The following is a 13,849-nucleotide window of genomic DNA, read 5'->3' as shown; positions in this document are numbered from 1 at the left end:
GTAAGAATGAAAATAACTGATTATTTTATTAAACATCCTGTCACTACAATCATTTTTAATTGTTTAATTATTGTGGTCGGGTTACTTTGTTTTCAAAATCTACCTGTAAGAGAATATCCTAATATTAGTTTTCCCATTATTACAGTAACGGCTACTTATCCTAACGCTAGTCCTAATTTAGTAGAAAATACTGTTACTAATATATTAGAAGATAGACTCGCTGGCATTGAGGGTCTAGAGACTATTACTTCTGAATCTAATGCTGGCTATGCATATATTACGCTAAATTTTCGTAGTAGTATCCCAATGGATAAAGCTTACAACAGTACCCAAGACGCTGTAAATTTGGCTAAAGCCTTGCTACCTACTGAAGTTAAAACACCTCTAGTTGAACGAAAAGTAAAAGCAAATGGTTTACCCTTTATCGGCATAGCGCTTGATTCTACTTCTTTAGATTTTGGTCAACTTACCCATTTTGCTCATTTACGTTTAAAAAATGTATTTCGTAGTATTCCTGGCGTAGCTGCGGTTGAAGTATGGGGTCAACCTTATACATATGAAGTAACGCTTGATCCTAAAAAATTATATTTATTCGGCATTAATGTTGATGAAGTACTTAATGCACTTAACAATAGCCAGGTCTCTCTACCAGCTGGCAATTTTCAAAATAGAGTGCCTAGCACCTTAAGCTCTGAATTAAAAACAATTAAAGATTATGAAAATTTATTAATTAAACCTCATAAACAACACCCTGTTTTATTGAAATCAATTGCTGACATAAAGTTAGCAACTGACACTCATAAAATGCGTGTTCGTGTTAATGGACACAGTGGTTTAGTCCTGTCCCTTACACGTGCAAATGATGCAAATCCTCTTGAAGTATCTCGTCTTGTTCGCCAAGAATTAAAAGCCGTGCAAGCTAATTTACCTGCCGGCATGGAAGCAAAAATAATAATTGATCAATCGGATTTTATTAAAGCATCTTTGCATAATATTAAATCCTCTCTTGGTGAAGCAATTATTCTTGTTTTAGTCATCGTTTTTCTTTTTTTACGTAATTTACGGGCAACAATTATTCCTTTAATTACTATTCCAATCTCGTTATTAGGCTCATTAATTTTCCTAAAGTTAGTTGGCTTTTCCATTAATTTAATGACCCTTTTAGCGATGGTATTAGCTATTGGTTTAGTCGTTGATGATGCTATTATTGCTTTAGAAAATATTTGGCGACATATTGAAAATAAGCTAAGTCCACTAGAGGCCGCCTTAAAAGGTGCTAAAGAAATAGGTTTCGCTATTATTGCTATGACGTTTACTTTAGCAAGTGTGTATATGCCTATTGCCTTTATTAATGGCTTACTAGGTCAACTTTTTATAGAATTTGCAGTCGCTTTAGCAGGAAGTGTGCTGGTCTCAGGCATTGTGGCGCTCACCTTAACGCCTTTAATGTGTGCCAAATTAATTAATAAAAATAATCAACCTTATTTACCCCAAGTTGATGTCTTCCTAACAGGTCTAAGTGAAAAATATATAAGGCAATTAAGTTGGGTATTACAGCGAAAATACCTGTCGTTGTTAGCTGCATTTTTATTCATTGGTCTCTCAATTGTATTTTATAAATTACTACCCAGTGAAACTGCGCCACGCGAAGATAGAGGATTAATTGGTGTTTACATTCCTCCAGTAGCAGGCGAAGCAATTGATGATTTAGATAAAAAAATTTCTAATATAGAAAACAAAACAAATTTACTTCCAGAAGCTAATAATAAACTCACCTTTATCGGTGATTGGGGAGCTAATGTTGTTATTCCCTTAAAGCCTCATAATGAGCGGCATCGTTCTGCTGAACAAATTACAACTGAATTAAAGCCTAAATTTTCTCAATTTCCTTCTATTGATCCCTCCGTATGGAGCTGGGATACAGGCTTACCTGGCAATGATAATGCGGGTAGTGCTTCAGAGCTTAACTTGGTGATTTCGACAACGGATAATTATCGCCACTTATTTAATCATTTAGAAAAATTAAAAAAATATTTAGATAGCACCAAAGACTTTGAGTCTTCCTATTATGATTTACGACTTGATTCGCCAGGTTATCAAATTGATGTTGATAATAATGCTATCGCTAAGCTTGGCCTGTCTGCAGCCCAAATTGCAAAAACAATTGAAGTTTTTTTTAGCGGCGATCAATCAATTAAATTTCAAAAAGACAGTATTAGTTATAATCTTACTGTACAAGGGTCAAAGTCACCATGGGCCTTAGACGAGCTTTATCTTACAACCTCTGCAGGTAAACGTATCTCTTTAGGCGCTATTACTAAAATGAACACTAAAGCGCAACCTGCAACGCTTGAACACTTTAAACAAATGCGCTCAACCACTTTGCACGTTAGTTTGCGGCCCGGTCAATCGATTTCACAATCGATGACTAAACTTTGGAATATAGCTAAACATGAGCTGCCAGCGCAGTATAAATTAACTTGGACAGGTATAGCTAAAACCTATACAGAAACATCACACACCATGCTCTACTTGCTACTACTGGCTTTAGTCTTTATTTATGCAATTTTAGCAATTCAATTTGAGAATTTTATAGACCCGCTCATTATTTTATTTACCGTGCCTTTAGCCAGTTCTGGTGCTTTATTTTTTGCTTGGTTATTTGGGCAATCGCTTAATATCTATTCGCAAGTAGGATTAATAACCCTCATTGGTTTAATTAGTAAGCATGGCATCTTAATTGTTGAATTTGCTAATCAATTACGTATGCAAGGATTAGGTTTAATAGAAGCTATTCAAAAAGCATGTAAGCTACGTTTTAGGCCCATTTTAATGACAACAGGTGCGATGATATTTGGCACTATTCCTTTAATCTTGTCTCATGCCGCGGGTGCTGAATCAAGACATGCAATCGGTATTATTTTAATTGGTGGCCTTTTATGTGGCACTTTTTTCACTTTATTTGTGCTACCGGGAATTTATTATTTGGTTAAGTTAAAAATAGCCACGGCACAAACAAAAAAATTAAATTCTTTAATTAAAGCTAATACCTATTCTTAATTGAAAACTCTCTCAAATAAACCTTTAAAGCCTTTTTAGTCTTGAGATATTATCGCGTTCATTTTTAGGAACTCTAAAAGCAAAAAAACCTTTTCATTTAAATGAAATAATATAGCGATAACCTCCTGATTTATCTTAATTCAATCTTGCTATTCCTACCTTAAAACATATGATATTTAAAATTTATGAGAGAAAATTGATAACTCTTCTGCTGCTTGTTCAGAAGGTTGTTGCCAAAATTTAAATGGATTAGTAACTTGAGCGATACTACTATTTATCTCTACTTGGTTTGAAGTTATAGGCTCGCTAGAATCGGGGGCTTTTGATAATTCAATTATTGAATCTAGAGTCTCTAGGAGACTAGTTGATGTTTGAATTAAATCGCTCCCAGCTGCTACAATATATTTAGGTTTAATAGCTTTTGATTTATATTTCTCACTTTCAGTTTTATTATCTAGGTTTTCTTTTTTATCAAAAGAACTATCATCAATACTTTTTTTCATTTCCTGATTAAGAGAAATTGGTTTTCTAATATCACTTCGAGGTTTATCAGGATCGCCCCATATCATTTGAAAATCTTTCTCAAGATACATGGCATTGATTGATATTTTGTGATATTTCTCATTATATGATTTAATAAATTTATAGGTCCTTCCATCTAAAACAATTTTGTAGTAGTCTTTTAAGTTTTCATTTGCTTTGGTTGCTGGATAGCGCTTCTTAGCCCAGCCATCCACAATCACCGCCTGAGAACCATAGGTACTAGGTTGATTGATGTCACTGTTTCTATTCCTGTCGATTATTGTAAAAACATGATCTCCATTTTCAAAACCAACTTTTTCAATTGAATATGGGGGGACCCCCATTTCAATTAATGTAGTTTCCTCGTCCCAAGTATCAATAGGTTTATCTAGCAGCTGCTGTTTTTGCCCATAAAAACTATAAAATGCCCCATCTTTATTAAAATTTACCCAAGAAAAATCTTGGTTCGGTTTATCAATAAATTCTCCATTATAGGTTAATGCAGCATTAGGTCCCCAAGTCTGTGGCTTATTAATATTATAATTTTCACTCAAGCCATAAACTTGGAAAACATGTGAATTATAATGGAGAGTCGTAAAAGAATAATTAGGCATTGTAGAGGTTAAAAATTTTGCTGTAAGGATGGCAAATTCTTCACAATTTCCAACTTGAGATGCTTCAATAATCGGAAGATGCTTACTAATCAATTGTAAACCGTTAAGAAAAAGCTTTTTTCTAGATTGATAAACTTTCTTTTCAATATTCTTATTGTCACCATCATCAAGTGAATTACTATATGGATGAGTAGATGAGCTATGAATAATACTATTACTATAATTGATAGCATCATCAGCCTTTTTCAAATTTTCATCTAATTTTGTGTTTAATTTATTGGAGCTTATCTTTTCCAATTCTTCTTTATTGCTTAGATATTTATTAGAGCTTTTTATGGCAAAGGGCAATAATAAACGTAGAAGTGGTGCACGCTTACTCTCGTCAGAAATCTTATCTGCTATCTCCATAGGTGCATAAATATCATTATTAGAAACGTGTAGCAAATCGACTAATATATCCTCACCTAAAATATCAATTATTGTTTTGAAGTGCTCAAAACCAATAGCCTTATAATTTAATATTGCTAAATGTAAAAAATTATTACCCTCATTATCCACTTTATAAGATAACTCAGCTAATTTACGATTTTCCTTTAATTTATTAAGCACACTAATAATTATTTTGGGATCTTTTGATTTTGCGCAATCTAAAACATTTATATTTTTGAAGAAAAAATAAGAAAGCAAAAATACTCCTTAATAATACCTTAGTATATTAAAGTTTTGATAAGGCACAGATTATATAATAAGCAAGCATGCTGTTAAAATAAATACAACAAAATATAATAACAATAAATGTAAGCAACTAAAATATCATCGTTAAGATTGGCCTTTCTTGCTTCATTAAATCAATCTAATTGTAATACTATGTATTTTACTCCATGGTGTTAGATATCTCTAAGTCAATTCAAAGCTCAATTGTCAACGCTTATGGTTGCATTGTAAATTCTCTACTGTTCTATAACGAAGTTTTAGTTAAAAACTGCTGGCTTTAAAAAAAGTAAGTTTAAAAACGATAAGGCAAAAATATTTCCTATTGTTGTCGCATATAAAAAATAATGGGTAGGTACTAATTTACATTGACATTGGAGGTTACAAAATTTTTTAGAATTTAAAAAGATTATTATAGTTTAGTTGTTCTAAAGATACTAAAATGGAGAGTAAATTAAATTCATTTTTTAAGCATCAACGAGTGCTTCTAGTTAAAGCATCTATAATAAATCAGGGTAATGAAGAAACAATTATGGCATAGCGCTCTGTAAGGCTTCCGTGCAGTAATTTATTGCTTCATAACGCACTATTTTACTACTTAGTTTTGGCTGACGTAATTGATTTATAAGTGTTTCATTGTGACGAAAACTATCTACCCATTTTCTAACTCTTTTTATACGCCATATATGTTTATAAATTTTCTCATTCTTTAGCTCTTTTATAACAATAATCTTAGACAGCTTAAAAGGAAGTGATTCTTCATTAATAATAAGTATTGCTAGTAGCCAACGTAGTGACAAAAATGAAGGATAAAAGTCGCCGCTGCGATGACTGATGTTTTTTAAGACAGCTCCTTTTTTATTTTTAAATTTTATATTTCCGGCGGTTAAGCAACATGCAGTCTCTAAAGGATCCCCTGTCATTTGAAAATGTTTCGGTGCGCTATTATAGGGGCGAGTTTCATAAGCGAACCATAACTTACCTGTTATATCTACTAAAAAGCGAAAAACATCATCTTTCTCTTCTACTAATAGTTCTTTTAAAGTAGATAAAGACTTTATAGAAAAAGAATCAGCCTTGCGATTAACGGCTATCTTTCCTGCATAAAAAATATTTTTTGGGTCTGGTGGACTTGAGAAGAACTCTTGAGCTAATCGAACACGTTTTAAGAATCTCATCATGTATTTCATTAGAATAGTAGAGCTATAAGCACATAAATCATAACACAAATAAAAATAACAAAGTTAATAATCCCAGAGTAAAAAATATCAATACCCGAATTTTATTAAGCATAGTTTTTTCTATGATTACTTCAACTACAATTAAAATTTCAGTAGAAATTAATAACTATATAACTGCATGTATCAAAAACGATACACTGCTGCAACATTACCCATTTGTGCTTGAAGCGTTTTGCCCCACCTACCAGTATTAGTTGTGGCCAAATAACGATATGCTGCATTGATTGCAAAATTTTCTGTAAAACTATAACTCAACCCTCCCATGCCCTGATAAGCAAAAGAGTTTACATTTATGTTGAAATGAGGTAGCGCATAACGGCTTGTGCTGTTTAAGGTAGCATGCATAAAGGCATAACCTATACCTGCTCCAAGAAAGGGAGTAATTGAAGTCAACATTTCAGGAAAATCATAATAAAGATTTGTCATCAAGACATTTGCTTTAGTACCGCCATCAATATTCAATTCTTTTTTATGATCTACTCTATAGCGATCATTATCTGCACTTAGGTAAGTATATTGAAATTCATAACGAAGAGGATTGCATTGATATCCAATGCTACCACCAACGTTATAGCCATTAAGATAATGCACATCAGAGAACAAGTGTCCATAATAGAGTGTTTTTATATTAGAAGGTAAGTAGGTATAGCCACCAAAGGCGCTAATATACCAGCTATTAACTGCAGTTGAGGCAGAGACAGCTCCAGTAATAAATAAAGTAGTAGTAAATAGCGCAATTTTTTTCATAACATTCCTTTGTTATTTATTAAGACCACGTTACCAAGTTGTATTAAATTTGCAATCAATAAACTTTAGTTCGCAGTTATTGGCTCATCAATTTCAATAGCTTAACTTTCTAATTAAAAAATTACGATTCATTTTCATTAAATATCGTAACTTTTTTGGCATTATCAAATTAAATTTTCATTAAAATTATCTTTATTTAAACGAGAGTAAACATAATAAATCAAAATTAACAATAAAAAAATAAAAGCGCACTACTCATTTAAAGTTCCTAAGTATGATACGGATAACAAAGCTATTATACATCGTTTAAAGAGTAGAGACTTAGTCTTTACCCAAATCCTCATTAATCTTAACGGCCAACTACAATCAACTTGCTTTGATAACGCTTTTAGAAATTACTGCTTGTTAAATATAACAAAACTATTTCGTAAGAAAATAAATTAACGGATGTACATTCCAAATGATTAAATATAATTTTTATTTTTCTTCGCATTAATTTTTTTCATTCGGACCGTTTTAATCATATTATCACTAACTTTTAAAATTTCTATTTGATAGGCTTCTATTTGCAAACAGCAATCAGCCGGTGGAATATATCCTAAATACTCTATAATAAGTCCACTTAATGTGCGTGGGCCAAGCGCAGGTAATTGCCAACCTAACAAGCGCTTTAATTGCCTAAGTGTAATACTTGCATCAACGATAACTGTTCCATCATCTTGCTCAATAATATCTTTACCCAAGGTGGCAATATCGGTTGTAAACTCGCCCACTACTTCTTCAAGTATATCTTCTAAGGTAACTAATCCTTGTAAGTCGCCATATTCATCAACAACAAAAGAGCTGCGCTTTTTTACTTTTTGAAAATTGAGTATCTGTGTACTTAATGGCGTTTCTTCAGGAATAAAATAAGGTACATCAGCTATTTTCACCAATGTTTCTTTATCTAAGCGCTCTTCTAAACTTAAATTAAGAATACTTCGTACATGAACGATACCAATGAGCTGATCAATACTTTCTTTATAAAGGGGTAAGCGAGTATGTTGCGCTGTTTCAAGTTGATCAAGTATTTCATGCCACGATTTATTTAAATCAATACCCACAATATCTGCTTTAGGAATCATAATATCTTCTACCGTTGCTTTTTCTAAATCAAGCAAGCCAATCAACATACTTTTATGCCCTAGCGGCAATAAGCCTTCGGCCTCATTAACAACAGAACGTAATTCATCTGCCGTTAAAGCTTCACGTTGAGCTTGATCCATAGAGAAGCCAAATAACTTTAACAAACTATTTGTAATCCAACTGACAACATGGATTAAAGGCGACATCAATTTTTGCAAGTTTGCTAATAAAAAAGATGCAGCAAAAGCAATCTGCTGGGGATACAAAGCAGCAAGCGTTTTAGGCAGCATCTCTGAAATGACTAAAATAACTAGGGTTAGTAAAATAGTAGCGATGGCAACACCTGCATTGCCATATAACTGTTGGCCAATTAGAGTTGCTACCATGGAGGCAACAATATTCGCTAAAGTACTACCAATTAGAATAACACCAAGTAATTTTTCAGGACGTGATAACAACTTACTTACGCGAATTGCCTGTTTGTTCTTATTTTTAGCTAGGTGACGCAGGCGATAACGATTTAAAGACATCATCCCTATTTCAGAGCCTGAAAAAAAAGCAGAAACACCAATTAAGATAATTAAAATCAAAAATAATATAATTAAGGAGAGATCCACTAACTTCCTTTAAATTAAATTTTATAATGGCATATTAGCTGGAGACCTTTGTCTAAGCTAGATTATTATCTAATTTTTTTACTATCAATTATTTTATATACCACATTCTTTAAAGAAATTTAAAGTGAGTATGTAGGTATTGTTGCACGCAATCATTGCAGACACATCCTAGCGTGCTACAATTATTCTTTTTCGCCTGGATAACATCATGTTTGAAAATTTAACCGAGCGACTGACGCGTACTTTTAAATCACTTAGTGGCCAAAGTCGTTTTACTGATGAAAATACTCAACAAGCGTTACGTGAAATACGTTTATCATTACTTGAGGCTGACGTTGCTTTACCTGTCGTAAAACAATTTATTGAACAAGTAAGAGGCAAAGTACTTGGTCAAGAAGTTGATCTTAACTTAAAGCCGGAACAAGCGTTAGTTAAGATAGTTAATGATGAATTAGTTCATTTTTTAGGCGATGAGCGCGTTGATCTTAATTTTAAAACCCAACCACCAGCTGTGTTTCTTATGGCCGGCTTACAAGGTTCTGGTAAAACGACTAGTGCCGCTAAGTTAGCCAAATATTTAAAAGAACAAGCTGATAAAAAAGTGATGCTAGTAAGTTTAGACGTTTATCGTCCAGCAGCTATTGAGCAATTAGAATTGCTAGCAAATCAACTTAATGTACCTTTTCATCCTGCAGCTACCCATGAAAATCCTGTAAATATCGCTAAACAAGCCTTAGATAATGCTAAAAAGCAATATATGGACGTGCTTATTGTAGATACGGCAGGCCGGCTACATATTGACGCTGACATGATGGATGAAATTAAATCTATACATCAAGCCGTTACACCGATTGAAACCTTATTTGTAGTTGATAGCATGACAGGTCAAGATGCAGCAACGACAGCCAAAGCATTTCATGAGGCCCTATCTTTAACAGGTGTTATTCTAACAAAAACAGACGGTGATGCGCGTGGCGGTGCTGCCTTATCTGTCAAATCAATCACTGGACAGCCTATTAAATTCTTAGGTAGTGGTGAGAAAATAGATGCGTTGGAACCCTTTCATCCTGATCGTATTGCCTCTCGTATTCTTGGCATGGGTGATATTTTAACTTTAATTGAGGAAGTTGAACGTAAAGCTGATAAAAAAGCGAGCGAAAAATTAGCTAAGAAAATCAAAAAAGGAAAAGGATTTGACTTAGAAGATTTTAGAGAGCAGCTCCTACAAATGAATAATATGGGCGGTATAACTGGGATGATGAGTAAATTACCTGGTATTGGCCAACTCCCGCAACAAGCAATTAATCAAGTTAATGATAAGGCAATGAAGCAAACCATTGCGATTATTAATTCTATGACACCTAAGGAGCGTCGCATACCAAAAATTATTGTAGGCTCAAGGAAAAAAAGAATCGCATTAGGTTCAGGTACCCAAATTCAAGATGTTAATCGGCTTTTAAAGCAGTATGAACAAATGCAAAAAATGATGAAAAAGTTTACAAAGCCCGGGGGGCTTAAACAGATGATGCGCGGAATAAAGGGATTTCCGGGTTTAAAAGGGATGCTACCGGATGAATTTAAATAATTATCCGGAAGACTTCCCTTACTGAGTTAATTTTCGTACAATACACGGCATTTTTACCGTAACACTCTTAAAGAGGAATATAATGGTCGTTATACGTTTATCAAGAGCAGGTGCAAAAAAGCGCCCTTTTTATCACATGGTTGTTACAGATAGCCGTAAACGTAGGGATGGAAACTACATTGAGCGCGTAGGTTACTTTAACCCCGTAGCACGTGGTCAAGAAGTTCGCTTACATCTAGATATGGAAAAAGTGACCCAATGGCAGAGCCAAGGTGCGCAGTTATCTGATCGAGTTCGCGCTTTAATTAAAGAATATAAAAAGACTGGCACTACTGAATAAAGTGGCTGATGAATGGGTTATTGTAGGACGCTTTGGTAGGGTTCATGGAATTAAGGGTTATATTTCAATTAATTCTTATACTGAGCCCCATACTAATATCCTTAATTATCAAGGATGGCATACTTATATTAATAAAGTATGGCAGCCTATAAAGCTATTAGATACTGAAGTTACCACTAAAAACCTTTTAGTTAAAGTAGAGGGATTTAGTGAACGTGAATTAGCAATGAACTTAACAAACTGTGACATTAGAGTTCATAAAGAGCAACTGCCAAAACTTGAGTCAGGGGAATTCTACTGGCATGAACTTGTAGGGCTAGAAGTTATTAACCAGCAAGGTAGCCGTTTTGGCACAGTTGTCGGTATATTACCTACAGGCTCTAATGATGTTTTGGTAGTACAAGGAAATGAAAATAAGCAATATTTAATTCCTTACCTACTTGGCCGGTTTATAGTAGATGTTAATCTCAAAGAGCAGTGTATTGTAGCTGATTGGGATATTGATTTTTAGGATTTAAAATCCACTAATTAGCGTAATTAACATGGTTTAGATAAAATTGCTGTCTAAATCATGATAAAATATGCCTTATTTGATAATGCTTTATAAGGTTGAACATTAAGTGGTTAACTAATATTGAGCATAAAGCGTAGGTAACATGGTTGACACATTGCATCTAGGCATCATTACTTTAATGCCCGAAATATTTGCAGGACTAGACTATGGAATACCAGGAAGAACAATAACGCAAGGGTTAGCGAAGATTGAGTGCTTCAATCCTCGTGATTGGTCTTTTAGACCTTATCGTCAAGTAGATGATAAACCTTATGGTGGTGGTCCTGGCATGGTGATGATGTATGAGCCTTTAAATGCTGCAATCTTGCATGCAAAGGCAAAAATGCCAGCGGCATGTAAAACCATTTATTTAAGTCCGCAAGGTAAAAAAATCTGTCAATCTGAGTTAAACGATGTTGCTCAATACAAAACGCCGCTCCTATTTATTGCAGGGCGGTATGAAGGAATAGATGAACGGATCATTCAGCGTCATGTTGATGAAGAATGGTCAATTGGTGATTTTGTTTTAAGCGGTGGCGAGTTAGCTGCCATGGTTTTTATTGATGCTATCTTGCGTCTACTTCCAGGAAGCCTTGGCCATCCGGGATCAGCTGAACAAGATTCATTTATGAATGGGTTACTTGATTATCCTCATTATACAAGACCTGCTACGGTAGATGGAATGAATGTTCCTGCAGTCTTACTTAGTGGAAATCATTATGAAATTGAACGTTGGCGCAGAAAACAAGCGCTAGGAAAAACTTGGCTAAAACGGCCAGAATTATTAGATTCGATTGAATTGAGTAATCTAGACAAGCAGCTACTTGTCGAGTTTAAAAGCGAACACGGCGATTCCTATTAGAAGCGCCATTTTGAGGAGTTACTTCATGACTAATATTATTGACCAACTGAATGCTGAGCAAATGCAAGGTAAAAATATTCCGGACTTTAGTCCCGGTGATACTGTTTTAGTTCAGGTAAGAGTGAAAGAAGGTTCACGTGAGCGTTTACAAGCATTTGAAGGCGTTGTCATAGCTAAGCGTAATCGTGGTTTAAATTCTGCTTTTACTGTCAGAAAAATTTCTCATAATGTTGGTGTTGAGCGAGTTTTCCAAACTTATAGCCCTGTCGTTGATAGCATTATAGTTAAACGCCGCGGTGACGTACGTCGTGCTAAATTGTATTATTTACGTGACTTAGCTGGTCGTGCAGCTCGTATTAAAGAAAAATTAGCTACTAAAAAAGATAGTTAATTTATATGCTCATTATTACTTCGTTTGAAACCCCTGTAGGCTGGCTTCAATTGGAGTTTGATGAGCATTATATCTATCAAGCTATTTTTACTAATCAACCTACTATAAGCTCAGCTGTTAATAAACTGTCTTCATTAATTGTATCTGAGCTTAGTTCTTATTTTCATAATTGCCAGCACCGCTTTCAGTTACCTTTAAAACCGCAAGGAACAACCTATCAACAACGTGTATGGAATACACTTCTAGTTATTCCTGTAGGTCGGACAATCACTTATGGTGAATTAGCTAAAATGCTGCAAACAAGCCCGCGCGCGATAGGGCAGGCGTGTAAAACTAATCCTTTAACCTTGTTTATTCCTTGTCATCGTGTTGTAGGAAAAACGACCCATGGTGGATATATGGGCGATCTTAAAGCAATTACTTATAAATTAGGCTTATTAAAACATGAATGCCCTAATTTTAATTTAATTAATTCCGTAGATTAATAGTTAAGGCGTTGAGTTGGTGTTAGGCTGCTGTTTATTCTTTTTATCCATATTAAAATCAAATATCGTTGTAATGACATTTTTCGTAAAAAAACCCAAGAAGTATTTAGAATTATCATATAAGCGCTTGAAAGCATTTTTATCTTCTATTTTTTTAAGATAAACTTCTTCCCGCTTAAGTATTAAACTTGTTTCCTGTTCATCCCGAATCTTAGCTAAATACAATCCTATTTCTTTTTTTATATTTGGCTTAAAAATTAACTGCTGACAAAGATAATCATACATTGATTGGGCGATGCCTATACGCATACCAACTTTTATCGTTTTTTCTTCTTCAGGTAGGTTAGATAATAGCTGAATATATTTTAAACAAATTCCTTGATAATAATCGATAAGTAAAATCCCCTGCTCGACCTCCTTCATTAAATTAGCGTGTTCTAATAACTTTTGCTCGAAAAATAATGTTTTCTCGGCTAAATAAATATTATTTGCTTTAGTATCAAAAAGAGGATTTTTGCAGCCCATCCAGACTTCAATTATTTCCACATCTGATAATGGCTTATCCCTTAACTTCTTATCTGCTAATTGCTCATTTTTCAAAAATTCCCTTAGATCATCTAAGCTACCTTTAAAAAATTTGAGTAAACCTTTTTCTGCATAGACATAGTATTGTATTGCTGCGCTTATTATAACGGTACCTGCATATTCTTTTTCTGCAGGTAAGATAAAAGAGTTTAAAAAGGCATATAAAATTTCTATATATTTTAAATCACTAGGCGAAAAGGGTGAGTTAATAAGTTCATAAATAGCTACGCTTAACAAGCCATCAGCATCTAAAGTCTTATTGGGGCTGTATTTGGTACGCAAAAAACTAGGCCAATCCAGGGCAGCTACGTAATCACCTTGATGAAGTGCACTTAAGAAGCGTTCTGTAGACAAGCTATTCCTCCTTTAATCTTTGCTTGAAGCACAGGGGATTAACCCAAACATCCTGTC

The 13,849-nt window shown here is 34.1% G+C and carries 12 protein-coding genes; 7 read left to right on the top strand and 5 right to left on the bottom strand.

Annotated features, from left to right (window positions below):
* Positions 1 to 6: 6 nt before the first annotated feature.
* Positions 7 to 3,060 carry an efflux RND transporter permease subunit gene (locus DYH30_RS02095; RefSeq protein WP_115330069.1) on the top strand — a complete coding sequence of 1,018 codons (3,054 nt, stop codon included), beginning with the start codon at positions 7 to 9 and terminating at the stop codon, positions 3,058 to 3,060.
* A gap of 176 nt (positions 3,061 to 3,236) precedes the next feature.
* Here the strand turns inward: DYH30_RS02095 and DYH30_RS02090 are convergent, their stop codons facing one another.
* The 4 genes from DYH30_RS02090 to DYH30_RS02075 all read right to left on the bottom strand — a co-directional run bounded on the left by DYH30_RS02090 (position 3,237) and on the right by DYH30_RS02075 (position 8,637).
* Positions 3,237 to 4,883 (bottom strand): hypothetical protein, encoded by a 1,647-nt coding sequence (locus DYH30_RS02090; RefSeq protein WP_115330068.1) that lies wholly within the window; start codon positions 4,881 to 4,883, stop codon positions 3,237 to 3,239.
* Positions 4,884 to 5,437: 554 nt separating this feature from the next.
* On the bottom strand, positions 5,438 to 6,088 hold the full coding sequence (locus DYH30_RS02085; protein WP_115330067.1) for a hypothetical protein: 651 nt from the start codon (positions 6,086 to 6,088) through the stop codon (positions 5,438 to 5,440).
* 183 nt (positions 6,089 to 6,271) lie between these two features.
* Complete coding sequence (locus DYH30_RS02080) at positions 6,272 to 6,895, bottom strand: outer membrane protein (RefSeq protein WP_115330066.1); 624 nt, start codon at positions 6,893 to 6,895, stop codon at positions 6,272 to 6,274.
* A gap of 464 nt (positions 6,896 to 7,359) precedes the next feature.
* Positions 7,360 to 8,637 carry an HlyC/CorC family transporter gene (locus DYH30_RS02075; RefSeq protein WP_115330065.1) on the bottom strand — a complete coding sequence of 426 codons (1,278 nt, stop codon included), beginning with the start codon at positions 8,635 to 8,637 and terminating at the stop codon, positions 7,360 to 7,362.
* Positions 8,638 to 8,845: 208 nt separating this feature from the next.
* Between DYH30_RS02075 and ffh the strand changes: the two genes are divergently transcribed.
* From ffh to DYH30_RS02045, 6 genes are all read left to right on the top strand, one after another.
* The gene (gene ffh / locus DYH30_RS02070) at positions 8,846 to 10,222 is read left to right on the top strand and encodes a signal recognition particle protein (protein WP_115330064.1); all 1,377 of its coding nucleotides are present in this window, start codon (positions 8,846 to 8,848) and stop codon (positions 10,220 to 10,222) included.
* Positions 10,223 to 10,304: 82 nt separating this feature from the next.
* The gene (rpsP, locus tag DYH30_RS02065; protein ID WP_115330063.1) at positions 10,305 to 10,562 is read left to right on the top strand and encodes a 30S ribosomal protein S16; all 258 of its coding nucleotides are present in this window, start codon (positions 10,305 to 10,307) and stop codon (positions 10,560 to 10,562) included.
* Positions 10,555 to 11,073, top strand: a complete 519-nt coding sequence (rimM, locus tag DYH30_RS02060) for a ribosome maturation factor RimM (protein ID WP_115330060.1) — start codon at positions 10,555 to 10,557, stop codon at positions 11,071 to 11,073. Before rpsP ends, rimM begins: the two co-directional genes overlap by 8 nt.
* Positions 11,074 to 11,218: 145 nt before the next feature.
* Positions 11,219 to 11,977 (top strand): tRNA (guanosine(37)-N1)-methyltransferase TrmD, encoded by a 759-nt coding sequence (gene trmD / locus DYH30_RS02055; protein ID WP_115330059.1) that lies wholly within the window; start codon positions 11,219 to 11,221, stop codon positions 11,975 to 11,977.
* A 25-nt stretch (positions 11,978 to 12,002) separates the two neighbouring features.
* Complete coding sequence (gene rplS, locus DYH30_RS02050; RefSeq protein ID WP_115330056.1) at positions 12,003 to 12,368, top strand: 50S ribosomal protein L19; 366 nt, start codon at positions 12,003 to 12,005, stop codon at positions 12,366 to 12,368.
* Between the two features lie 5 nt (positions 12,369 to 12,373).
* Complete coding sequence (locus DYH30_RS02045; protein ID WP_115330054.1) at positions 12,374 to 12,853, top strand: methylated-DNA--[protein]-cysteine S-methyltransferase; 480 nt, start codon at positions 12,374 to 12,376, stop codon at positions 12,851 to 12,853.
* 3 nt (positions 12,854 to 12,856) lie between these two features.
* Here DYH30_RS02045 and DYH30_RS02040 read toward each other — a convergent pair whose 3' ends face one another.
* On the bottom strand, positions 12,857 to 13,792 hold the full coding sequence (locus DYH30_RS02040; RefSeq protein ID WP_115330052.1) for a hypothetical protein: 936 nt from the start codon (positions 13,790 to 13,792) through the stop codon (positions 12,857 to 12,859).
* Positions 13,793 to 13,849: the final 57 nt, after the last annotated feature.

It is taken from the genome of Legionella busanensis (genome assembly GCF_900461525.1).
In the GTDB taxonomy this organism is placed as follows: domain Bacteria; phylum Pseudomonadota; class Gammaproteobacteria; order Legionellales; family Legionellaceae; genus Legionella_C; species Legionella_C busanensis.
The sequence above is the reverse complement of the archived record's forward strand: the minus strand, read 5'-3'. Positions and strand labels throughout refer to the sequence as shown.